The sequence below is a fragment of the Streptomyces sp. NBC_01006 genome (assembly GCF_045162725.1).
In the GTDB taxonomy this organism is placed as follows: Bacteria; Actinomycetota; Actinomycetes; order Streptomycetales; family Streptomycetaceae; genus Streptomyces.
Genome location: NZ_CP108700.1, coordinates 8,179,771 through 8,201,724 on the forward strand (window position 1 = coordinate 8,179,771; position 21,954 = coordinate 8,201,724).

At 72.7% G+C, this 21,954-nt stretch carries 20 protein-coding genes; 8 read left to right on the plus strand and 12 right to left on the minus strand.

Annotated elements, in window-relative coordinates:
- Window positions 1-40 precede the first annotated feature (40 nt).
- From OG509_RS37215 to OG509_RS37225, 3 genes are read left to right on the plus strand one after another with little or no spacing between them, the layout of a single operon-like run.
- A complete protein-coding gene (locus OG509_RS37215; protein ID WP_406186988.1) occupies window positions 41-385 on the plus strand; it encodes a hypothetical protein in 345 nt (114 codons plus the stop codon).
- Window positions 386-388: 3 nt separating this feature from the next.
- On the plus strand, window positions 389-3,022 hold the full coding sequence (locus tag OG509_RS37220; RefSeq protein ID WP_406186989.1) for a caspase family protein: 2,634 nt from the start codon (window positions 389-391) through the stop codon (window positions 3,020-3,022).
- A 38-nt stretch (window positions 3,023-3,060) separates the two neighbouring features.
- Window positions 3,061-4,443 carry an extracellular solute-binding protein gene (locus OG509_RS37225; protein ID WP_406187813.1) on the plus strand — a complete coding sequence of 461 codons (1,383 nt, stop codon included), beginning with the start codon at window positions 3,061-3,063 and terminating at the stop codon, window positions 4,441-4,443.
- Between the two features lie 60 nt (window positions 4,444-4,503).
- On the opposite strand, the gene OG509_RS37230 is transcribed toward OG509_RS37225, so the two are convergent.
- The 8 genes from OG509_RS37230 to OG509_RS37265 form a co-directional block, all read right to left on the minus strand.
- Window positions 4,504-4,950, minus strand: coding sequence for a hypothetical protein (locus OG509_RS37230; RefSeq protein WP_406186990.1), 447 nt, complete (start codon window positions 4,948-4,950; stop codon window positions 4,504-4,506).
- A gap of 216 nt (window positions 4,951-5,166) precedes the next feature.
- Window positions 5,167-5,958 carry a crotonase/enoyl-CoA hydratase family protein gene (locus OG509_RS37235; RefSeq protein WP_406186991.1) on the minus strand — a complete coding sequence of 264 codons (792 nt, stop codon included), beginning with the start codon at window positions 5,956-5,958 and terminating at the stop codon, window positions 5,167-5,169.
- A gap of 9 nt (window positions 5,959-5,967) precedes the next feature.
- The gene (locus OG509_RS37240) at window positions 5,968-6,324 is read right to left on the minus strand and encodes a hypothetical protein (RefSeq protein ID WP_406186992.1); all 357 of its coding nucleotides are present in this window, start codon (window positions 6,322-6,324) and stop codon (window positions 5,968-5,970) included.
- A 142-nt stretch (window positions 6,325-6,466) separates the two neighbouring features.
- A complete protein-coding gene (locus OG509_RS37245; protein ID WP_406186993.1) occupies window positions 6,467-7,072 on the minus strand; it encodes a GPP34 family phosphoprotein in 606 nt (201 codons plus the stop codon).
- Window positions 7,073-7,158: 86 nt separating this feature from the next.
- The gene (locus tag OG509_RS37250) at window positions 7,159-7,401 is read right to left on the minus strand and encodes a type B 50S ribosomal protein L31 (RefSeq protein WP_406186994.1); all 243 of its coding nucleotides are present in this window, start codon (window positions 7,399-7,401) and stop codon (window positions 7,159-7,161) included.
- 70 nt (window positions 7,402-7,471) lie between these two features.
- Window positions 7,472-7,636: a 50S ribosomal protein L33 gene (gene rpmG, locus OG509_RS37255; RefSeq protein WP_385574764.1), complete on the minus strand. Its 165-nt coding sequence runs from the start codon at window positions 7,634-7,636 to the stop codon at window positions 7,472-7,474.
- A 133-nt stretch (window positions 7,637-7,769) separates the two neighbouring features.
- On the minus strand, window positions 7,770-12,548 hold the full coding sequence (locus OG509_RS37260; protein ID WP_406186995.1) for a hypothetical protein: 4,779 nt from the start codon (window positions 12,546-12,548) through the stop codon (window positions 7,770-7,772).
- Window positions 12,549-12,621: 73 nt separating this feature from the next.
- Window positions 12,622-13,761 (minus strand): FAD-dependent oxidoreductase, encoded by a 1,140-nt coding sequence (locus OG509_RS37265; protein ID WP_406186996.1) that lies wholly within the window; start codon window positions 13,759-13,761, stop codon window positions 12,622-12,624.
- 111 nt (window positions 13,762-13,872) lie between these two features.
- On the opposite strand from OG509_RS37265, the gene OG509_RS37270 reads away from it, so the two are divergent.
- Window positions 13,873-14,550: a TetR/AcrR family transcriptional regulator gene (locus OG509_RS37270; RefSeq protein WP_406186997.1), complete on the plus strand. Its 678-nt coding sequence runs from the start codon at window positions 13,873-13,875 to the stop codon at window positions 14,548-14,550.
- 37 nt (window positions 14,551-14,587) lie between these two features.
- On the opposite strand, the gene OG509_RS37275 is transcribed toward OG509_RS37270, so the two are convergent.
- Window positions 14,588-15,133: a CAP domain-containing protein gene (locus OG509_RS37275; RefSeq protein WP_406186998.1), complete on the minus strand. Its 546-nt coding sequence runs from the start codon at window positions 15,131-15,133 to the stop codon at window positions 14,588-14,590.
- Window positions 15,134-15,440: 307 nt separating this feature from the next.
- Between OG509_RS37275 and OG509_RS37280 the strand changes: the two genes are divergently transcribed.
- The 4 genes from OG509_RS37280 to OG509_RS37295 are packed head-to-tail and all read left to right on the plus strand — an operon-like array spanning window position 15,441 to window position 19,225.
- Window positions 15,441-17,741 (plus strand): nitrate- and nitrite sensing domain-containing protein, encoded by a 2,301-nt coding sequence (locus OG509_RS37280; protein ID WP_406186999.1) that lies wholly within the window; start codon window positions 15,441-15,443, stop codon window positions 17,739-17,741.
- Window positions 17,738-18,172, plus strand: a complete 435-nt coding sequence (locus OG509_RS37285) for a roadblock/LC7 domain-containing protein (RefSeq protein WP_385574748.1) — start codon at window positions 17,738-17,740, stop codon at window positions 18,170-18,172. Before OG509_RS37280 ends, OG509_RS37285 begins: the two co-directional genes overlap by 4 nt.
- Window positions 18,172-18,639 carry a DUF742 domain-containing protein gene (locus OG509_RS37290; RefSeq protein WP_406187000.1) on the plus strand — a complete coding sequence of 156 codons (468 nt, stop codon included), beginning with the start codon at window positions 18,172-18,174 and terminating at the stop codon, window positions 18,637-18,639. Before OG509_RS37285 ends, OG509_RS37290 begins: the two co-directional genes overlap by 1 nt.
- A 34-nt stretch (window positions 18,640-18,673) precedes the next feature.
- Window positions 18,674-19,225: an ATP/GTP-binding protein gene (locus OG509_RS37295; protein ID WP_385574742.1), complete on the plus strand. Its 552-nt coding sequence runs from the start codon at window positions 18,674-18,676 to the stop codon at window positions 19,223-19,225.
- Between the two features lie 20 nt (window positions 19,226-19,245).
- Here the strand turns inward: OG509_RS37295 and OG509_RS37300 are convergent, their stop codons facing one another.
- From OG509_RS37300 to OG509_RS37310, 3 genes are all read right to left on the minus strand, one after another.
- On the minus strand, window positions 19,246-20,361 hold the full coding sequence (locus OG509_RS37300) for a hypothetical protein (protein ID WP_406187001.1): 1,116 nt from the start codon (window positions 20,359-20,361) through the stop codon (window positions 19,246-19,248).
- A 100-nt stretch (window positions 20,362-20,461) separates the two neighbouring features.
- Complete coding sequence (locus tag OG509_RS37305; protein WP_406187002.1) at window positions 20,462-21,013, minus strand: superoxide dismutase family protein; 552 nt, start codon at window positions 21,011-21,013, stop codon at window positions 20,462-20,464.
- A 138-nt stretch (window positions 21,014-21,151) separates the two neighbouring features.
- Complete coding sequence (locus OG509_RS37310; protein WP_406187004.1) at window positions 21,152-21,946, minus strand: alpha/beta fold hydrolase; 795 nt, start codon at window positions 21,944-21,946, stop codon at window positions 21,152-21,154.
- Between the last annotated feature and the right edge of the window lie 8 nt (window positions 21,947-21,954).

Sequence of the window (21,954 nt, forward strand, 5' to 3'; positions counted from 1 at the left end):
TCACATGTCATCATGTCGAGTTGTGGCTGAGGGGGAGGCTATGGCGAATACCGCGATCCGCGTGCGCCTCACGCAGGGGGCGAGCGAGAGCGACATCGGGGCGCTGAAGGCGTGGCTCGAACGGGAGCAGAAGCTCGAAGAGCTCAGGAACAGCGGCATGCTGGAGATCCACGAACGCGCGGGGACGGAGGACGGGCCCGCCAGCCCGATGGGAGCCGGCATGGACATCGTGCTGGTGCTGATCGGCGCCGTCGCCCCGAAGTTATTCGACGTGGTGTTCGAGCAGGTCAAGAGCGGGGTCCGCGCGTGGCGTGAGAACCGCCGCTCCGTGGAACGGGGCGAACCTCCAGAGGTCGAGGTCGGGCCGGGCGGCGACGGGAGATAGCCCGTGGCGCGCTTCGACCCGCGGGGGAAAGCGAACCGGGCGCTGCTCGTCGGAGTCCCCGGCTACGACTTCAAACAGCCGGAGCACCCCTTCGGCGTGTCGGGCGATCTCCAGGCGATCGACCACAACCTGGCCGGACTCGAACAGGCACTCCGTGCCGGCGGGGTCTTCGCCGAGGGCGGGATCACCGTCACCCGGCCGGGCACCGTGGACGAGTTCGACCAGCACCTGGACACGGCCGTCGATGCGGCCGAAGGGCTGCTCCTGCTCTACTTCTCCGGCCACGGAGCCGTGCCCAGCACCGGCGACGAGCTGTGGCTGCTGATGCGGCGGGCGACGATCGTGCCCGGCACCGAGTCCGTGTTCCGGGGCGCTGTGCCCTGGAAGAGCGTCCTCACCGTGCTGTCCCGGGCGAAGGCGGAGCGGGTGGTCGTCATCCTCGACTGCTGCTACGCGGGCAACGCCTCTGCGGCATGGGACGCGCTCGGCACCGCCCAGCGGCAGCGGACCTCGCTGCTGATGAGCGTCCAGGCCAACAACCGCATCGACGCGGGCGCCGGCGACGGCCCCACGCCGTTCACCGCGCAGCTCGTACGCCTCCTACAGGAGGGCGAGGTCGGCTTCGACGACCTGGCCGACCGGCTCAGGGCCCACATGTCCGCGCACCACACGACGTTGCGCGAGCCCCCCGAGCCGTGGGAACCGCAGAGCCGTTCGGCCACCTCCGGAGCCGACGTACTGCTCGCGGCCCCTCCCGGCCCGCCCCCACCCCAGCCCCCGCCGGTGCCCTTCGCCGAGCCGGACAAAACAGGCGGCCGACAGCCTTCGCCGCAGTCGGCGGGAGCAGCGGGCGGCTTGCGGCCTCCCGACCGAAGACCTGGCAGGCTCCTGCCCCTCACCGGCCGCCGCAGGCTCGCGGCCTTCATCGGCGTGCCCGCGGCGCTCGTCGGCCTCGTCGCCACCTGCCTGGCCGTCCTGGACGGCGACGGAGCGCCCTGCAAGCCACCGATCGAACTCCGGCTGCTCACCGACCCCGATCTCGAACCCACCCTCCGCAAGGCCGCCGAGGCGTATCTCATGTCGGACGCCAACAGGACGGGAGACGGCTGCAGGGGCAGCGGCATCACCATCTACAGCGCCGGAGCCGCCGCCACCGTCGCCGCGTTCAACCGGCAGTCCGACCCGTGGCAGCGGCCGACGGGCGACGACAACAACCCGCAGCGCGACATCGGCCCCCAGCCGGACATCTGGATCCCGGCCTCGTTCGCGAGCGTCGACCGGGCCCGCCTCACGTCCGCCGAGCGGACCTACGTCACCTTGGAGGCCGATCCCGAGCCGTTCGCGTACTCGCCGGTGGTGCTCGCCGTGCCGCAGAACCTGGCCGCGGAGCCTGCCGCCGAGCGGGTGGGCAGCCTCGCGGCCCTGACGGAAGCGATCAGGAACCGCGATGCGACGGCAGAAGTGCGCCGCACCGACCCGGAGAACACCGACGCCGGCCTCCTCGCGACGATCGGCCTGTACGGCGGCGGTACGGGGGGCCAGGACCCGGCCTCTTCCGAGCACGGTGTGGCCCAGGCGGGACCGCCCTCGCGCACCGGCGCGGAGCTGCTGTGCACGCTGCCCGACGACGGCGCGGTCGACAAGCGCACCACGGCCCTGGTCCCGGAGTTCCTGCTGAAGACCGCAGTGGGCTGCGACAGTGCGACCCGGACCGGGCGGATGGCCGAGTACCCCGTCGACGTCCCGGGCCTGAGCCCGACGTTCGTACGGGCGCGCTGGCGGGGCGCCGACCGGGACAAGGCGGCGCGGGACGGCGCCGTGGAGCGGTTCCGTACCTGGCTCACCGGCAAAGGGGGCAAGGCGACGCCCGGGTCCGCACCCTCCGGCGGCCTCGCCGTATTCGGGCAGGACGGCTTCAGAAGCGGATCGGGCGGCCACCGGCCCCTCGGCGGCACCGACTTCGGAGCCCTGGCCGACCCCGGCCTCCTCCCCGGCCCCGCCCTCCCTGCCTCGATGACCGAGGCGCTCAAGCGCTACCGCGAAGCCAACGGGCCCGGCCGGGTGCTCTTCCTGCTCGACTCGTCCGGATCCATGGGCGGCCTGTGGGAGGGCCCCGGCGGCGCACCCGGCATCATCGCCCAGTCCCTCGCCGGACTCGGCGGCCAGGACGAATACGGGGTCTGGGGCGTGGCTTCCGACCCGGGCAGCCCCCGCCCGTACGGCGAAGTGCTGCCCTTCGGCAAGCACGAGCGCGACCAGGCACAGCGTACGGTCACCGCTTCGGCGCAGATCAAGGACCTGGAAGCCAACCCCTACAAGGCGCTGGTCGCAGCCCTGGAGTTCATGGTCCAGCGAGGTACCGACTTCCACCGCCCGCAGCTGATCGTCTACATCACGGACGACGAGGACAACAACCGGCTGACCGAGGACGGCCGGCTGAACGGCCTGCTCGCCTCGGCGCGCGAGGGGAAGGTACCGGTGGTCATGGCCTCCCTGGACAGCGGCGGATGCGATAAGGGCAAACCAGATGCGGCCATCTCCGAGGCGAGCGGCGGCCGCTGCCTGGACACCAAGGGGGATCTCGTCGCCCGGCTGCGGGACGAGGTCGCCAGGACCGGAACGGGGGACGAGGGATGAGCCACGGCCGAGGACGCGTACGGAGAGGCGTGTCCGCCATGCTCCTCTTGCTGCTGTTCGCCGCAGGATGCGACGCGGGCGGCGCCGGCGACTCCGGCGGCGGGCAGTCGGCCGCCGCGGGCACCGCCGACGCTCCGGGCGAGATCGTGCTGGCCAGCGGCCGGGACGTGACCGGCAAGGGCGGCATCCGCCAGCAGCTCATCGCGGCGTGGAACCGGCAGCAGGAGGTCAAGGGCTCCGGCTTCCGGGCCCGCCTCGTCGAGCTGCCGGGCTCGGCCGACCAGCAGCGCAGCCAGCTGCTCGGTGCGCTGCAGTCCGGCAGCGCCGAGTACGACGTGGTCAACCTCGACGTCACCTGGGTACCGGAGTTCGCGGCGGCGGGCCTCGTCCAGCAGCTCCCCGACCAGCTGGTCGACTCCGACGTGATCAAGTCCGTGGCAGGCACAGCCCGTTGGGGGGACAAACTGTATTCCGTCCCCTTCAACAGCGACGTCGGGCTGCTCTTCTACCGCCGCGACTACCTGGCGGGCGCGGGCGTCACCAACACCGACCTCGGCAAGGGCACCGGCTGGCCCGCGATCCAGCGGCTGATCGGCGCGCTCGACACCGCCGGCAAGAAGCTGCCCGGCCCCTACGCGAAGGGCTGGACCTCACAGCTCGACGCGTCCTACGAAGGCCTCACCGTCAACGGCATCGAGGCCTTCGCCTCCGCCACCGACGGATTCGCCCTCACCGACAAGGACGGCCGCTACGCCGGCTCCGTGGCCGACCTGCGGGCGGGGCTGGACGAGCTGCGCAACCGCACCCAGGCCGCGTACACGCTGCCGGACGCCGTCCACTCCGACGAGGCGGACACGCTCACCGACTTCGCGGACGGCCGCACGGGCTTCCTGCGCCACTGGCCGTACGCGTACCGCACGCTCCACCAGTCCCTGTCCGAACAGCAGCTCGGCGTGGCCCCACTGCCGGGGAAGGCGGTGCTGGGCGGCCAGAACCTGGCCGTGGCCCGGGGCTCGCAGCGGCGCGACACCGCCCGGCAGTTGGTCGAGTTCCTCACCGGGAAGGAGAGCGAACGCTGCCTGCTCGACGCGGGGTTCGCGGCCACCAGGCTCTCCGCGTACGAGGACAACGGCCTGGTCTGCAACGCGGCCAAGCCGTCCGGCCAGGCCACTGCGTCCCCGACGGGCGAGCGCACCGACCGGATGCCGCGGGACGCGAACGGCCGCCCCGCCTACGCGCGCGGTACCCTGCTGCCCGCTCTGGAGAAGGCCGTCCAGCGGCCGCGCACGCCCCTCTACGGCGCCTTCAGTCAGACGTTCACCGCTCAACTGTCCCGGCTTCAGAGCGACAAACCACCCTCCGATGCCCAACTCGCCAAGGACCTGGACGCACAGTTGAAGAAGGCTCTGCCAACACGCTGACCGCGGTCCGAACAGTGCTGCCGGTACGGGCCCTGACCCGCCTCAAGGAGCTGACGCGCGTCACGCCGCCCGGCCGTGCTCGGCCTCTTGGTGCATGCCGTGGCACAGCGCCCAGACGATGAAGAGGTTGACGGCGACCAGCACCGTGGCCCAGACGGGGTAGTACGGGATCCACAGGAAGTTGGCGATCGCGCCCAGACCTGCGACGAACACGCCGAAGAAGCGTGCCCACAGGGCTCCGCTGAGGACGGCGCAACCTGCCAGGACGATGAGGATGCCCAGGATGAGGTGGACCCAGCCCCAGCCCGTCAGGTTGAACTCGAACACGTAGTGGCGCGTCGCGAGGAACAGGTCGTCCTTGGCGATGGCCGCGATTCCCTCGAAGATGGCCATCGCGCCGCCGAAAATCATCAGCGCTGCGGCGAGGACGGTGGTTCCGGATGTGGGCGCGTGCCACGGGCTCGGGTCGGCGTTGGCCGCTCTGGTTCGGGTGGAGTCACTGGCCATGTCGGCCTCCTTGCTTGGCGCGGCCGTCCGGTCAGCCGAGCGTTGCCGGACCGTCGCGATCTCCATCTCAGCGTGGCACGAGGGTCCTCCATCGGCATTCCGTCGGCACTTCGGAGTCAAGAATTTTTGACATCATGAGTGCCGAGGACGCCGTGGGGCACGGCATGGGCGAGGCCGCTGATCTTGTGGAGCCGGGCGAGCCGGTCGGCGGTGGCGTCAGCCGGCAGACTCCCCGAACGCGCCGTGCCGTCCCGCGCCCGAGGCGAATCGGCCCGCTCCCGCAGCCGTCTCGCCCGCGGTCAGCGGAACCAGACCGTGCCGGTACTCCCCGGCCAGTGCCTCCGCCTCGTCCAGCCCGTGCTGTTCCAGGACGGACAGCCGGTCGTGGCGCATGCACAGTTGGGGGAACGCGGCGATCTCGCGGGCCAGCGCCTCCGCGGCCCGTCGGGCCTGCCCCGGGGCCACCACCCGGTTCGCGAGCCCGATCCCGTGCGCCTCGGCGGCGGTGACCGGACGACCCGTCAGGATCAGGTCCATGGCACGGCTCTCGCCGATCAGTCGGGGCAGCCGCACCGTGCCGCCGTCGATCAGAGGCACGCCCCAGCGGCGGCAGAACACGCCGAAGACCGCGTCCTCCTCCGCGACCCGCAGATCACACCAGAGCGCCAGCTCCAGGCCCCCGGCCACCGCATGCCCCGCGATGGCCGCGATCACCGGCTTGCTCAGCCGCATCCGGGTCGGCCCCATGGGCCCGTCCCCCGAAGCGAGTACCTGATTGCCGCGCTCGGTACCGATGGCCTTGAGGTCGGCGCCGGCGCAGAACGTCCCGCCCTCGCCCCAGAGCACGGCGACGGCCGCGTCCTCGTCGGCCTCGAACCGGCGGAAGGCGTCCGCGAGCTGAGCCGCCGTCGGCCCGTCCACCGCGTTGCGGACCCCCGGCCTGCTCAGGATCACCGTGAACACCGGGCCGTCCCGCTCGACCCGCACCGCGGCCTGCTCATCCACCATGCCCCACCCTCACTGGTCGTCCTCGGTGAGGGGACCGTAGTGGTACGTGAGCTCCCGCCAGGTCAGCGCGCCGCCGGGCTGGTCCTCCTGCCCGGGGCGGTTGAAGCGTGCCATCCGCCACGCGCCGCGGTTCGGACCGTCACCGAGCCGGGTCCACGCGTCGAGGTCGGCGTCGAGAACGCGCGTGGGGCCGTCTTCGCCGGGGTCGGTGTCGTCCACGGGGGACCAGTGGCGCAGGTCGGGGCGCTGTGCCAGCCGTTCCTGGTAGGCGGCGGCCCGGGCCATGAAGTCGCGACCGCCGGCCGGGGCACGCTTGACGTGCTCCAGGTCGTAGGCACTGGCGAGGCTGGTGAGCGTGTGGCGCATGTGACCAGCCTAAAAGCTTGAGCCCCGGTCCGGGAGCCGGTCCGGGGATCTGCTGCACTTCAGCTTCCGCACCGCCGCAGTTTTCGAACGTTTTTGCGACTTCAGTGACCGGAGAGCAGGCGGCGCGGGGGTCGCGTATCCGTCACGGGCCCCGCCAGACATTGGCGAAGGCCGCCTTCTCGATCGACCGCCGCTGGCGTACGGCTTCCAACTCCATCACCGCGTCGTTCACGATGGCCAGCACGGTCGTCACCGCCTCGTCGTCGAGGTCCGGCTCCTCCTCGGACGGCCCGCTCTGCAGGCCCACGACCGCCGCGAGGGCGGCGAGTACGGGCTCGTCCGCCTCCCGGCGGTTCTGGGCCTGGCGGCGAGCGGGCGAATCGGCCAGCTCCACGCGCTCGGACCCGAAGAACGACCGGCCGCTCCGTCCCCGCGTCAATTCGCCGTCCGCCTCAAGGGCGGTCTGGTACGCCGAGGCGAGGTCACGGCCCCTGCGCCACAGCCAGTCCTCGACCCGCTCGTACGGCACCTGCCGGGCCAGCGCCGACGACGCCTCGCCCAACAGGCGGTCATCCGGCGCGGACTGCCCGCCCGGCACGATGCTGTCACCGTCCAAGGTGACGACCTGCGCGTTGAGCAGATCGATCAGCTCGGCTCCCGCAAGTGCGAGCGACAAGTCGCCCTGCCCCACGGAATGGTTCGGCTGCGGATCCATGGCGATGATGAACAGGTCTTTCGCCGTGGTCATGAACGGCTCCCCTCGGAGTCACCGGCAGTGACGTCCAGTATCGCCCCGGTGGGCGGAAGAACGCGGTGTCCGGGTCGGTGGATCGTTCAGCGGTCGTACCGACGGTGGAAACGCTCCACCCGGCCCTCGGAGTCCACGATCCGCGTGTTCCCCGTGTAGAAGGGGTGGCTCGCCGACGAGATCTCGACATCGACCAGCGGGTAGGTCCTGCCGTCCTCCCACTCGATGGTGCTCGACGTCTGCACGGTCGACCGGGTCAGGAACGCGGTGCCGGCCGCACGGTCGCGGAAGACGACGGAGCGGGACTCGGGGTGGATTCGGAGCTTCATGCGGTGTCCTTCCTCATGCGTGTGGGCCGAGTGCGTGCGTACGTACCTGCGGGGCGATGCCCCGTACGCCTCAGCGTTCCTCTCGAAAGTCGACGTGCCTTCCGGCCAGTGCGTCGTACTTGCGCAGGACGAGCCGGTCGGGGTTGTTGCGGGTGTTCTTGCGCGTCGTATAGGTGGTGCCGGTCCCGGCCGTCGACTTCAGTCGGACGACGGGGCGCGTGGTGTTGCGTGCCACGGGGTGCTCCTCTCAGCCACATTTGCGCGATGTTTGACTCGCGCATGCCAGCTGAGTCCTGTAACAGGAGCCGGGGCCGATGCATTCCCGCCCCCGCCCCCGCGGCCGAGCCCCGGCACCCGACCGCCGCTCCTCAGTCGATCCCGCCTCTCCCCTCGCCGGACTCCCGTCCCCAGGCCGCGGTGAACATTTCGTGCAGCGGTGTCGTCGGCAGGACCCGCCCGAACGGGCTGCGGATCTCGCCCCGCCACAGGGGGCGCACCGCGTGCGCGGCCAGCTTCGCCGCCTCCAGGGGCAGGTGCGGGGACTTCAGCTCGGTCCACTCCCCGGGCAGGAACAGGGTCCGGCCGGCCCGCGCCCGCTTGGCCTCCACCACCCTGCCCGTGCCCAGCAGTTCCGTACGGGCCGCTGTGTGCTGTTTGGCCGACCAGCCGTTCCACCGCCGCACGTTCCGGTCGGTGGGCGCGGCCAGCGTCGCCAGCTGGAGGTACAGGGCGGCCGCATCCGCGCCGACCCCGAGCTGCTCCGACACCCGTACGACCAGCTCCGGGCAGGACCGCCGCGGGTCCGCCTCGTACGCGCCGGCCGGCAGTGCCCCGGACCGGGCCCGCTGCATCATCCGCTCCAGACCGCCGCCGGCCAGCAGCGGAGCCACCCGGTCCAGCTCCTCGGCCAGATCGGTGACCTCCCTCACCCGCTGCCACACCTCCGGGTCGGCCACCGCCGCGGGCCGCAGGAACGAAGCACCGCCGGGAGTGCACACCACCAGTGGCCCGCAGTCGTACGCGGCTACCGGAACCGGCTTCTCCTCCTTGCGGCGGTCCATCGCCACCGGCAGCAGCCCGGGCCCGAACCGCTCCGCGATCCGCTCCGAGGTGTCCTGGACCCGCCCGCCGGCCAGCGCCACCAGCAGCTCCGGACGATCGAGCTTCGCCCGCAGCCGCTCGTACAGGTCCATCGCCCCGGCGACCGCCGGATCACCCACCGGCCGGTCCGTCCACGCCCACACCAGCGCGCTCGCCATCTGCCGGAGCGGGAGCCCCACCGGGGTACGGTACGGCAGCTCCGGCCCGGCCGGCGGCACGGCCCGGACCTCCACGCCCGCCCCGTACCGTGTCGCCGCCAGCTCCCAGCCGGCCGCCTCCACGGTCGCGTCCGCGGCGGCCCCGTATCCGCCCGCGAGCCGCCGGGCCCACACCTCCGGGAGCCCCAGCTCGGACTCCAGGGCGTCGGCCGCACCGTCGTCGAGGGCGGGGAGCGTCCCGATCCGCTCCCGCCACACCGCGGCCATGCGCTCCACGGCCGCCTCGATCCCGCCCGGCCGCCACAGCTCGGCCGGGTCCTCGGGCAGGCCCGCCGCCAGGACGGCGCGCCGGCCCGCGCCGCCGAGCCGGGCGCGCAGTCGCTCGTACGACTCCGCCGTCATCGGCGTCGCCTTGTACGGGGCCTTGCGCGCCAGGGCGCGGTCTTCGTCGCGGTCGCACCGGCCGACCAGACCGGCCACCACGAGCCGGGCCACCGGCAGGCGTACGCCCGTCAGTCCGGCGAAGCGCGCGGCCGCCGACTCCGGCAGCGCGATTGGCCCGTGCTCCTCGACCGCCGCGACCAGGGCCCGCAGCCGGGCGGCGTCATCCCGCTCGACCCGGACCAGCCGCGCCCGGGGAACCGCCGTTGGCACCGGGTCGCCCTCCGCTTCCTCCCCGGCGGCCGCCACGAACCACCTCTCCGAGCCGCCGGCCCGCACCGGCCACGACGCCACCGCGATTCCGCCCCCACGCAGCCCGTCCACGACCCCGGCGGACGCGCGGCCCACCCACCACCGGCCGCCCTCGCGAGCGAAGGGCTGGTCGGCCCAGGTGTCCAGCAGCGCCAGCAGAGCGGCCCGCTCCGCGTCCGCGGTCGGTTCCACCGCCGCCCGCCAGGCGACGGCGTCGATCGCGCCCATCAGCTGCGACCAGTCGTGCGGCGGCGCCGGCGGCGAGAGCCGGCGCACCTCTTCCACGATGGTCCCCGCAAGAGCGGCCCCGTCCGAGGCCAGCGCGCTCAGCGTCGCGGGCAGGTTCACATCGGGGCTGCGCCGCCACGGGTCCTCGACCCCGTCCGAGACCAGCCCGAACAGCGCGGGCATCAGCTCGGTGTCCGGTGCGGACCGGCGCGGCAGGGCGGGCGGCGCCTGCGCGAGCAGGGTCACCCGCCGGTGCAGGGCGAGCCTGCGCCCCTCCACCCGGGCGGCCCGCCCGGCCACCGCCACGACGGCCTCGACCAGCACCGGGTCGCCGACGTCCGGCAGCTCCCGGGCCACGGCGGCGCGCAGCTCCTCCGCGTCCGCCAAGGCGGCCTTCAGCAACGCGTCCGCGGTCGCCCGTCCCACCCCCCTCAGCGCCCGGGACCCGGCCGCGTCCCGGGTCCGCAGCAGGTACCAGAAGGCGGGCGGCAGGGCCACGCCCCCCGACGCGGTGACCCGGCGCACCGGGGCCACCCGCGGATTCCGTGGCGATGAGTGCCCGTCCAGCTCCCACAGCAGGGCGCCGTCGGCGGCGTACGCGCGCACGCCCGTCCGGGTCTGTGCCTCGGCGAGGACCACGTCCTCCACGGGGTCCGCCGCCGTACCTTCCGGCGGCGCCCACAGGCCCCACGGCTCCTGCCCCTGCCGGTCGATGTCGAACCGGGCCGTACGCCCGTCCACGCTCTCCACCAGGTAGTGGTCCGGAGCGTGGTTCCGGTGCCGGGTGCGGAACAGCACCCGGGTACCGACCAGCCCGTCCCGGCTGCCCAACGGGGATCCCGCCAGACCGGCCGGCAGCGGCGCCAGCTGCAGGGCCTCCGGGGCCAGAGCCATGCCGGCCTCGGACGGCTCCGCGGCAGGATCGGCACTCGCAGCGCGGCCCGGGAAATCCGGCAGCGCGACCACGGCCTGCGGCTCCCCGGTGACCGGGTCCACCACCTCCCACGGCCTGCGCCCGAACACTGCGTTGGTCCAGATCCGCGAGCCGTCGCCGAGCTGCAGCTCGTCCCGGTCGATGCCCTCCGTCCCACCCGGACGCAGGACCCGGCGGCCGCCGTGGCGCCCGCCCCCGTCGGCAGTCTCGAACTGGAAGCCGTACGCCCCGTCCAGACTGCCGCCGAACGGCACCAGACCACCCACCTCGTCCGGGGCGAACACCTCCGCGGGCCGGTCCGCCCACACGGCGGTGTCGCAGTGGTACGGACTCGGCTTGAGCGTCCAGCTCACCAGGAAGGAGCCGCCCACGTAGTGCACCGCGTACATCGTCGCGCCGTCGGGCACCGTGAACCGGCAGGAGCCCCGCACCCCGTCCGGGCCGACGGCGACCGCCCGGTCCCGTCCGAACACCGTCAGCACCGGCCAGGTGGCGGTCACCCCGGCCACCCCCGGCGCCCCCGGCAGCGCCTCTTCCGCTTCCTCGCCACCGGCGCCCGCCGCGAACTCGGCGTACACCGACTCCAGGGCCGGCCACGCCAGTTCCTCGGGCAGACCGGCCGCCAGCGAGCGCCGCAGTGCGCCGGCCGCCCCCGCCCCGGCGAGGGCGTCGGCGATCCCGTCGAGCGCCGACACCGTCGGCCGGTCCAGTACGGCCTCCAGCTCGGCCACGGCCTCCTCGGCCCCGGCCATACCGCCGCCGGCCACGGTGTCGACGAGCTTGCCGACCCGGACGGCGACCTCCTGGGCGATGCCCTCGTTGCCCGGCAGCAGCGTCACCGCCGAGCCGGCCCGGCGCCCGCGCGCCGGCCCCCACCGCGGCAGCAGATCCGCGTGGACGGTCCCCTCCAGCCGGGGGCCGAACACCGGGTCGGCGGCCAGCGCGGACAGGTCCCGCCGGGACCGCTCGCCCCAGAACCTCATCCGCGTCTCCGGCCCCGGGTCGACGACCGCGACCCCGGCCGCCAGACAGGCGTCCAGCACGTCCGCGTCGAAGCCCTTGTAGTGGTGCCGGGTGGTGTGCACCGTCACCGCGGCGCCCTCCGCCCGCAGCCGCGGCCCCAACCGGCCCACCAGGTCGAGGAATTCCACCGGCATCGGCTGCCGTGCCACCCCGCCGCCGGACTGCGCCGCGTACTGGTACATCCGTACGTAGTTCCCCACCCAGTGGTGCAGCCCGCCCTCGGGCACCACCCGCCCGGCCGCCATCGCCTCTGCCGCGCCACAGCCGATGAGCATCCGCAGCCAGGCCCCGCCGTCGGTGACTCCGTCCGGGAAGACCTCCACCAGCCCGGCCGAGGTCGCGTCCGTCGGCGGATGGGCCTTCAGGACCTGTCCGGCGGCATCGAGCAGCGCGTCCGGCACGGACTTCTTGCGCGTGACCGACAGGATCGCGCCCGCCAGCCGCGCGGCCTCCTCGTCCCCGAACCCGGCCGCCTTGGCGGAGGCCCGTACCCGGCGCACCAGATCGGACGGCAGGTCCGCCGGTGAACCCGCCCACGCGGTCAGGAACGCCTCCAGGGCCGTGTGCGCGGCGGCCGGTTCCAGCGTCTCGGCGAGGAACCGCTGGTGCGCCCCGAACTCCTTGGCCGGCATGGCCCCGCCCGCCGCGAACAGCAGCGCGTTGGCCCTGCGGTATCCGGGGTCGACCGGGAGTCCGTGCTGGGCCTCGGCCGACCGCGCCGCCGCATAGGCCCGGCCGCCCGGGCGGCTCCCGTAGCCGATCAGCCGATGGCCCACGGTGTCCCAGAACCACGGCAGATGCGCCGCCGGCAGCCGCCTCGCCCGCGCCGCCATCGTGTCCACGAACCGGCCGGGCTTGGCCTGGGACCGCCCGAGTTCGGTGCGCATGTCCTCGACCAGGTCGCGCGCGCCCGCCGCCGCGCCCGGGTCGTGGGCGACGACCCAGTCGGCGTACGTGGTCGAGGTGTGCGCGCCTGCGGTCGGCAGCAGGGTTTCCAACGAGACGATCATGCTTCGCATCGTCGCACGCCCCACTGACAAGGCACCGTCGGCCTGTTGGCCGGCGAGATGCCCGTGGCCGGGCCTACCGGCGGGTGGGCTCGTGGTCGGTGAAGACGCCGATGAGGCTGTGCGGGGCGTCGTCGTCGAAGCACAGCTCGTGGTTTCGGGCGGCCTCGGCGGCGGCAGCGGCGCTGCGCGGGAAGAGGGCTTCCTCGTACGAGGTGAGCGCGGCCTCGATGTCGTCCGGGTGCGCGGCGACGGCGTTGCCGAGCTCGGCTCCGTCGTACATGGCGAGGTTGGCGCCTTCACCGGCGAACGGTGACATCAGGTGGGCGGCGTCTCCGAGCAGTGTGACGCCCGGCACGCGGTCCCACCGGTGGCCGATCGGCAGGGCGTTGACGGTCCGCGGAACCGGAGCGGTCTCGCCGTCCGTGATGAGGGCGGTGAGTTCCGGGGCCCAGCCGTCGAACTCCTCGGCCACGCGGGCCGTGGCCGCGTCCGCGCGGGTGAAGTCGATGGCGGCGATCCACTCCTGCGGCTTGTTGAGCGCCACATAGGTGTGCAGGACGCCGCCGGGTTCGCGGTGGGCGAGGATCCCCTTCCCGGGCGCGAGCGCGAAGAGTGCCCCGCCGCCGACCGCCCGCGCGCTGGCCGGGTGACGGGTGTCCCCGTCGAACAGGTACGTCTCGATGAAGGAGATGCCGACGTACTCGGGCTTCGCGCCGGACAGCAGGGGGCGGATCCGTGACCAGGCCCCGTCCGCGCCGACCAGGAGGCTCGTCGTCACGGTCGCCCCGTCCGCGAACGTCACCTCGTGCCGGCCGCCGCCGAGCGTGCGGACCTCGGTGGCCTTGTGTCCCCACTTGATCGTGCCGGCCGGCAGCGAGTCGAGCAGGATGCGGCGCAGGTCGCCGCGGTGGACCTCCGGACGCCCACCGGTGCCGTCGTCGGGCTGGTCGAGGAGCACGGCTCCGTCCTTGTCGAGCACGCGCGACGCTTCACCGCCTTCGTGGATGAGGCCGAGGAATTCCTCGTACAGGCCCGCGGCCTTGAGGGCGAGCTGCCCGTTGTAGTCGTGGATGTCGAGCATGCCGCCCTGGGTGCGGGCGGTCGGCGAGCTCTCGGCCTCGTAGATCGTCGCCGGGATGCCGTGGACGTGGAGGACACGGGCGAGGGTCAGCCCTCCGAGTCCGGCGCCGATGATCGTGACATCAGTGGTCATGGTGATTCCCTGCCTGTCGCAACTCTGGAATGACGTTCCACTCCAGACTGGAGCGGCGTTCCAGGGATGTCAAGATGGAACAGGGTTCCAGGGCTGTGTCAGGATGGACGCATGGCAACCAGGACGCGTCGTGCGGAGCGACGAGGTGAACCGCTCTCCCGGGAGCGCATCGTCGAGGCGGCGATCGGGATTCTCGACACGGCGGGTGAGGGTGGTCTCACGTTCCGCGTACTGGCCGAGCGCCTCACCACCGGGCCCGGCGCGATCTACTGGCATGTCTCGGGCAAGGATGAGCTCCTCAGCGCCGCCACCGAGGCCGTCGTCGCCGACACCATGACCGGCGCTCCCACGGATGCGACGCCGCAGGAGGCGATCCGTGACCTCGCGCTCGGCGTGTTCGACGCGATCGACGCCCACCCGTGGATCGGCACCCAACTCGCCCGCTCCCCGGGACAGTCGCCGATGCTGCGGGTCTTCGAACACCTCGGACGCCAGGTCCGGGCGCTCGGCGTACCCCACGAAGCCCAGTTCACCGCCGCGTCCGCGCTGCTGAACTACATCCTCGGAGTGGGCGGACAGAACGCGGCCAACGCCCATGGGCAGGAGTCGGAGGAGAACCGGACGGAGTTCCTCAACACCGTCGCGGTCACATGGGCAAACCTCGATCCCGACGAGTACGCGTTCACCCGTGACGTCGCGGAGCAACTGCGCGATCACGACGACCGGGTCGAGTTCCTCGCCGGAATCGACATCATCCTCACCGGAATCACGGCGTCGAAGGCCGGCTGACCCGGCGCCCCGAACCCGCCTGGAGGGCGCGCTGCCGCTACCGGGACTGGACGGCGAACAGCTGGACGGCGTACTCGCCGCTCGTGCCGATCCCGGTCTCCTTGTACGTGCAGTTCAGGATGGCCTCACGGTGGCCTTTGGTACTGGACATCCAGCCTGTGACATGTTGCGCGGAGGAGTGGAAGCCGGGCCCGGAGACGTTCTCCGAGGACGGCCCCGCAGGCGAGTAGCCGGCCCGCTGCATCCGGACCAGGTCGCTGGACCCGTCCGAGCCGGTGTGCCCGGTGATGTTGTTCGCCGCCATGTCGTCGGCGTGGGCCTGGGCGGCCTGCATGAGCCGCGGGTCCTCCTTCAGGGGCTCGCAACCGGCCTTGTCCCGTTCCGCGTTGACCAGCTTGAGGATCTCGCCGGGGGAGGACTGCTGCACGGCACGGGTGACGGCGGAGGCCGGGACCGCTGTCGCGGTCGTGGGGACGGCGGTCGCGGTGACCGCACTCGCGGTGACCGCGCCGCCCAGCATGAGCAGTGGCGCCGCACACGCGGCGGCACATGCGCGGCGGATCCGGCTGTTCTTGTTGTGCATGGAGAGTTCCCCTTCGTCAGGGGTGTGGCGAGACGACACCGCCGCGGGATGCCGCGGGCGCGGTGTCCTTGTCTTCTGATTCCACCCTACGGCCGGGGGCACCGGCGTGCATCAGAGCTCGATCGAGCGGTACTCGTCCAGCACGGCGGAGCAACTCAGTCGTCGGGTGCGGCTGTATGTGTTCTTTGTGGCTGGATATGATCGGCGCCTCTCGCTCGCGCGATCCTGCCCCGCCGCACCCCGAGGACCGATGTCTCCCATACCTGAAGGCACCCCAGGGCCGTCGAAGGCCCGAAGACGGCGCACCGTGCGCCTCCGAACGCTGCTCATCTGGCTCGCGGTCGTGCCCACCGTGGCCATGGGCACCCAGGTGGCGGTGACCGCCGAGCGGCTGCTGGTACAGGCCGACCACCTGCGCGACGACTTGGCGGCGAGCAAGCGGATCGGCGAGCCGCTGTTCCGGCTCATGGCCGAGCTGCAGGCCGAACGCAAGATGACCGCCGCGCGGTGGGCGGGCACCCCCGTCCGTGACGCCGATCTGCGCGACCGCAGGGCGGCCACCGACCGGGCCGTGGCCGAATTCCGGCGCCTCGCGGCCGACTCCGGCGGCCGCCCGGAGTCCGCGCAGGCCGCGGAACATGTGCGGGACGTCAACACCCGCCTCGACCAGCTGACCGCCTTCCGCTCGCGCGCGGACGCCCGTACCGGCGTCGCCGCGCAGACGATGGCGTACTACGGCGAGGTCATCGACGGGATCACCGGTCTCTACCAGGGGGCGTTCAGCCACACCGATGACGCCGGTCTCGTCGAGGAGAGCCGCCCGGTCGTCGCCATGATCTCCGCTTCCGAGATGCTGGCCCGCCAGGACACGATCCTCACGCTGGCGGGGCCCTCCAGAGAGCTGACGCCCGCCGCCTTCGGCGAGTTCCTCGACGACGCCGGGGCGCACCGGCACCTGTACGACACGTGGATCGTGCCGTACCTGCCGCCCGCGGAGAAGCAGACGTACGAGCGGATCACCGCCTCGGACGCCTGGAAGACGAAGCTGCGCGTCGAGAACGCGATCGTCGCCCAGCACAAGATCACCGATTCCGGGATGAAACTGCCGGCCGATGTCGGCGACTGGCCGGCGGCGCACCAGGTGTTCGCGGCGCAGCTGGTCGAGCTCGGCAACCAGCGCTCGCGCGATCTGCTGGCGCACGCCGACGCGAACGCCGCCGAGCTGGAGACCGAGGTCTACTGGCTGGTCGGCGGAAGCGCCGGCGCGCTGATGCTGGTCGTGGCCGTCGTCGTGGTCACCACCCGCTCGGTGCTCCGCCGCCTGCGGCGGCTGCACGAGCGCACCGTGGCCGTCGCCGAGCAGACCCTGCCGGACATCGTGGCCCGGCTGCACCGCGGCCAGAGCGTCGACGACGCGAAGCTGCCGGCGGTGAGCGGGAACCAGGACGAGGTCGGGCGGATCAGCGACGCGTTCGCCCGGGTCGTCGCCGTCTCCGTCGACGGCCACCGGCAGCTCGCGGCCGAGCGGCACGGCTTCGGCATGTTCGCCTCCGGCATCGCCTCGCGCACCGGGAACCTGGTCAGCCGTCAGCTGAGCCTCACCGAGGACATCCAGGACGCCTTCGGCCACGACGAGGCGCTGCTCGCCGAGCTGATGCGGTCCGACCAGCTGACCGTCGGCATGCGGCGGCAGGTCGAGAACCTGCTCATCCTGTCCGGCGGCGAGGTCCCCGACCCGCACACCGAGCCGATGCGGGTCGCCGACCTGCTGCGCGAGGCCGCGGCGGAGGTCGAGGACTTCCGGCGGATCGAACGGCACGCACTGGACGAGGCGAGCGTCGAACCGAGCGTGATCAGCCAGATCAGCCACCTGCTGGCGGAGCTGCTGGACAACGCCACCCGGTTCTCCCCGCCCAGGTCGAAGGTGGTCATACGGGCCGAACTGGTCGCGGACGGATTGTCGGTGGAGATCGAGGACCGCGGGCCGCGGGTGGGCGAGGCCGGCTACGAGGAGATGAACCGGCGCCTGCACTCGGCCCCGCCCTACTCCGAACTCGCCGAGAACGCGCACCGGCTGGGCCTCTTCGTGGTCGGCCACCTGGCCGACCAGCTCAAGGCCAAGGTCACGCTGAGGCGTTCGGTGTACGGGGGGACCTCGGCCGTCGTCGTGCTGCCGAGCGACCTGCTGGCGCGGCCGGCCGCCTCGGCCGCGCCCCTCGCACCTGCCCCCGTGCCCGCCGCGGCCGATTCCGCTTCGGCCGCCGCCCCTGCCCCCGCCCCCGCTCCCGTCCCCGTCCCCGTACGACGGGCAGCGGCCGAGCCGGGCCCGCGGCCGGCCGTCGCCGAGCGGCCGGAGCGGACCCCGGCGCCTGCGCGGCGTACGCCCGTGCTCCGGCCCGTGACCGGGGAAGGCGGCACCCGCCCCGCCCTCCCGGAGCGCGTCCCGCAGACCCACATGACCAGGCAACTGCGCGCACCGCGAGTGCCCGAGCCGGAGCCGGGCCCCGGCACGGACACCCCCGAAGAGGTCGCCGATGCCTGGGCGGACTATGAAGAGGGGACGCAGAAGGTGGAAGCCGAGCTCAGACAGGAACAGGATCAGCGATGACGACGACCCCCAACTCCGCGACGTCCGGCACTTCGGCATCGCACGACGCGATCTTCAGTGTCCTGGACAGCCACCTGAGCCGGATCGCCGGTATCCAGGGAGCCGTACTCCTGTCCAACGACGGGATCCCGCTCACCGCCTACCTCCTCGACCGGGACCAGTCGGAACGCATGGCGGCCGCGGCCTCCGGGATCGCAGCCACCATGAAGGCGATATCCCGGGAGATCGACGGCGGTCGCGTGATCCGCCAGCTGGTCGAGATGGACGACCGGTACCTCTGCGTCGTCGGGTGCGGGGAGGGCAGCACGCTCCTCGTGGTGACCTCCCGCAAGGCCCGCCTCGGCGAGCTGGGCGGCGAGGCCGTACGTACCGCCCAGGCGCTCGGCGAATGGCTGGGCACACCCGATCGTTCCCAGGCGCCGAAGCCGTAATGCCCGAGCCCGAGCCAGAGACGCCGGAGCCCGAGCGGTCCGAACCCGAGGCGTCCGAACCGGAGGTGTCCGAACCCGAGGTGTCCGAACCCGAGGTGTCCGAGCGGGGGGAGCTGCAGCGCGGCAGCCGCCGCCGTACCCGGCTGTACGCGCTGACGGACGGCCGGACCGCAGCCCCGCAGACGGTCCTCACCATGGACACCACGATCACGGCGGCCGTCGGCGCCGACGCCCAAGGGGGCCTGCCCACCGAATGGCAGGCCGTGCTCGCCATGTGCGCCCCGCCGGGCGGGCTGGCGGTCGCCGAGATCGCGGCGCGGATGCGGATCCGGCTCACGCCGATGACGCTGCTGCTCGGCGAACTCGCGGACCGCGGGCTGATCCACCACCAGCCGCCCTTGCAGGGGGCGGAGACCACCAACGTCCACATGCTCATGAGAATCAGGGACAACCTTGCCCGGATATGATGGATATGACCCGTCTGTCGCCCCTGCCGGACAGGTGTCGCCTGTCAAGATCCTCGTCGCGGGAGGCTTCGGCGTCGGCAAGACGACCCTGGTCGAGACGATTTCCGAGATCGAGCCGCTGCGTACGGAGGAGCGGTTGACCGCGGCCGGCGTGGGTGTCGACGACCTCGACGGCATCGAGTCCAAAGCGGTCACCACCGTGGCGATGGACTTCGGCCGGCTCACCCTCACCGACGCGGGGGTCGTCCTCTACCTCTTCGGCACTCCGGGCCAGGAGCGTTTCTGGTTCATGTGGGACGACCTGCTGGCCGGCGCCCTCGGCGCGCTCGTCCTGGTCGACACGCGGCGCCTGGACCGTAGTTTCCCGGCGATCGACTTCTTCGAGAGCCGCGGGCTGCCGTTCGTGGTGGGCGCGAACTGCTTTCACGGCGAACAGTCGTACACCGCCGAGGAGATCGCCGCCGCGCTGCACCTGCGCGATCCGGACACGCCCGTCCTGCTGCTCGACGCACGCGCCCGCACCGACGTCCGCGGCGCGCTCCTCGCCCTCCTCGACCTGCTGATCAGTTCGGCGGACGCGGCGTAGCGAGGGGCGCGGTCCCTTCCTCAGGAATCCCCGTCGCCGGCGGCCGGAGGTCCGGCGGCGCCCGGGGTGGTGGCGAGCTCGGCGAGGAGTGCCTCGGCGAGGCCCTCGCGGCGCATCCGCTGGTCCACGTACAGCATGGAGCTCGCCAGCTGACTGAATCCGATCTGGAAGGTCTGGCCGGCGGCGCCGCCGAAGAACACGAGGAGGAAGGCGAACACCAGGGCGGCGATGGCCCCCGCCGAGGGGGCGCCGCCCTCGGGTATCCCCTGGAGGGCGGGCATCATCGCGAACGTGCCGATGAGGTTGAACGGCAGCTGGATCGCGTACGCGATCGCCCCCGCCAGCATGACGGCGACCATGGTGTAGCCGAAGATCCGCCACCAGTCGCCCCGGACCAGCGCCGCCGAGCGCCGCAGCCCGGTGACCGGACCCGCGCCTTCCATGACCACGACGGCCGAGGCCAGGCCGAACCGGATGTTGAGCCAGACGGTCAGCGGCGTGGCGACCAGCATCAGCAGCGGCAGCAGGCCGAGCAGCGGGATGGCGTCGTCCTTGGACCCGGCGGAGATCACCAGCGGCAGCCACACCGCCAGGATGGCGACTATCGGGGAGCCTGCGATCAGGGCGCTGAGGAACAGCGCGCCGGCCACCGCGGGTGCCCGCCGGACCGAGGTCCGCCACAGCGCGCGGAAGGTGGTGGGGCGGCCCATCACGGCTTCCTTGAGGATCGCCGGACAGAGCGCGGCGATGACCGACATGCCCAGCATGCCGATGGTGAAGAGCAGTACGAACACCACGATGGCGGCGACGACCAGCGGGACGACGTGCTCGGCGGCCGGATCCTCGCCGAACGGCGGATCGAAGACGGGCTCGAAGTGGTCGTAGACCGCGGCCACGGCGATGCCCACCACGAGGGCCATGGCCGGCAGGACGACGGCCAGCACGGCCAGCATCACACCGGCGAGCGTCTTCCAGTGGCCGCGGATGGTCGCGAACGATCCGCTGATGATGTCCCCGAGGGCCAGCGGGCGCAGGGGTATCACCCCCGGCTGAGGCGCCGCCGGTGGCCACCCTCCCCACTGGGGGGCGCCACCCCAACCGCCCCCGTGCGCTCCCGGCCAGCTGTTCTGTGTCATGCACATGCTCCGTATGTCGTCCCCCTGTGGGACGCACAACATATCCCAGCTGGTCAGGGACATGGCAGGCCGCTGGTCGCTGCCGTGCCTGCGGACGTTCCTACTTGAACGGCACGTTGACGCAGGCGAGCCGCGCCCCGGCCGTGCCGGCCGTGCCGGCTCCCGTGTGGGTGGCGTGCTCGTGGATCACCACGGAGCGGGCCTGATCGGCGCGGAACCGCCAGTCCAGGGTCGATGCCGAGGCGCCGTCGCCGTGGTGGTCGGTGGTGATGTCGAGCCACACCTCGTTGCGGGGTTCGGCGTACGCGGGGTTCGTCGAGGGCTGCACGGGGTCCACGGCGTTCTGGTAGTGCGGCCCGGAGTCGCTCGGCTTGCTGCCGCAGGGCTTCTGGTGCACGTGGGCGCCGAACGTCCGGTTCGCCTCCACGCCGTGGAGCCGCAGCTCCACGTGGGTGTCGTCGCCGACCCGCTCGGTGACGGTGACCCTGCCGCCGACCGGTACCGCTTCGGGGTCGAAGGTGACCGCCTGGTGCGCGGTCCGGCCCCCGGCCGCCCGGAACGACTCCTCGATCGTCACGCCCCGGTCGGCGACTGCGGCCAGGGGCAGGACGACAGCCAGGGAGGCGGTGAGCGCCGAAACGAGGAAGGACACCTTCCACTCCTCTCACCACGGGTGTGCCGGATCGCCGGGGCTACAGCCCGGCGGGCGCTTCGGGGGACCATGGTTGCGCACCCGGCGGCCTCGCGCCGGGCACCCCGAGGGTGTCGTCCTGCCTTTCCTTCGTCTGCGTCAGTGCCGGGCCTGCTGTCGGGCGAGGAAGTCGGTGATGAGCCCCAGCCACTCCGTCGGCCGCTCCGCGAAGGGAAGGTGACCGGAGGCGAGCTCGGCCGTCTCCGCTCCGGGGATGGCCGCCGCCAGCCGGCGCTGGAGGTCGGCCGGTACCAGGGAGTCGGCCGTGGTGACGATGACGAGGGTCGCAGCGCTGACCGCGGCGAGGTCCTCGCGTACGTCGGCCCGGCGGACCAGGTCGACCTGGGCGCCGGTGCCCGGCGGTATGGCGGAGGCGGTGGACTCGGCGGCTGCGCGTACCTGAGCGGGAGTCAGGGAGTTCAGCAGCGGCGCGCTCAGGGCCAGCTGGGCCAGGTACTGGGCGAGCAGCACATGCTGTCGGGACTCGAAGAGCTGCTGCCAGATGCCGGCGGCCAGCTCGGTACGGGTGTCCACATGGGCGAAGGTGGCGCTCAGGACGAGGGCGCTGACCCGTTCCGGGTGGCGGGCGGCGGCGCGGATGGCGACCGGGCCGCCCAGGGAGTATCCGCACACGGCGAAGGTCTCCAGGCCTTCGGCGTCGGCCGCCGCGACGAGCTGGTCCGCCAGCTCGTCGAGGTCCAGAGGAGCTCCTGGGGCGGGGGTGTCTCCCGAGCCGGGGAAGTCGATCCCGACCACGGTGTGCCGAGCGGCGAGCCCGTCCATGATCGATCCGTAGTTGGCCTCGATGCCGCCGCCCGCCCCGTGGGCGAGGAGGAGTCCGGGGCCGGAGCCGCGGACCGTACGGGCGTAGGAGGTGCGGGCTGCTTGGGTCATGAGGGGTC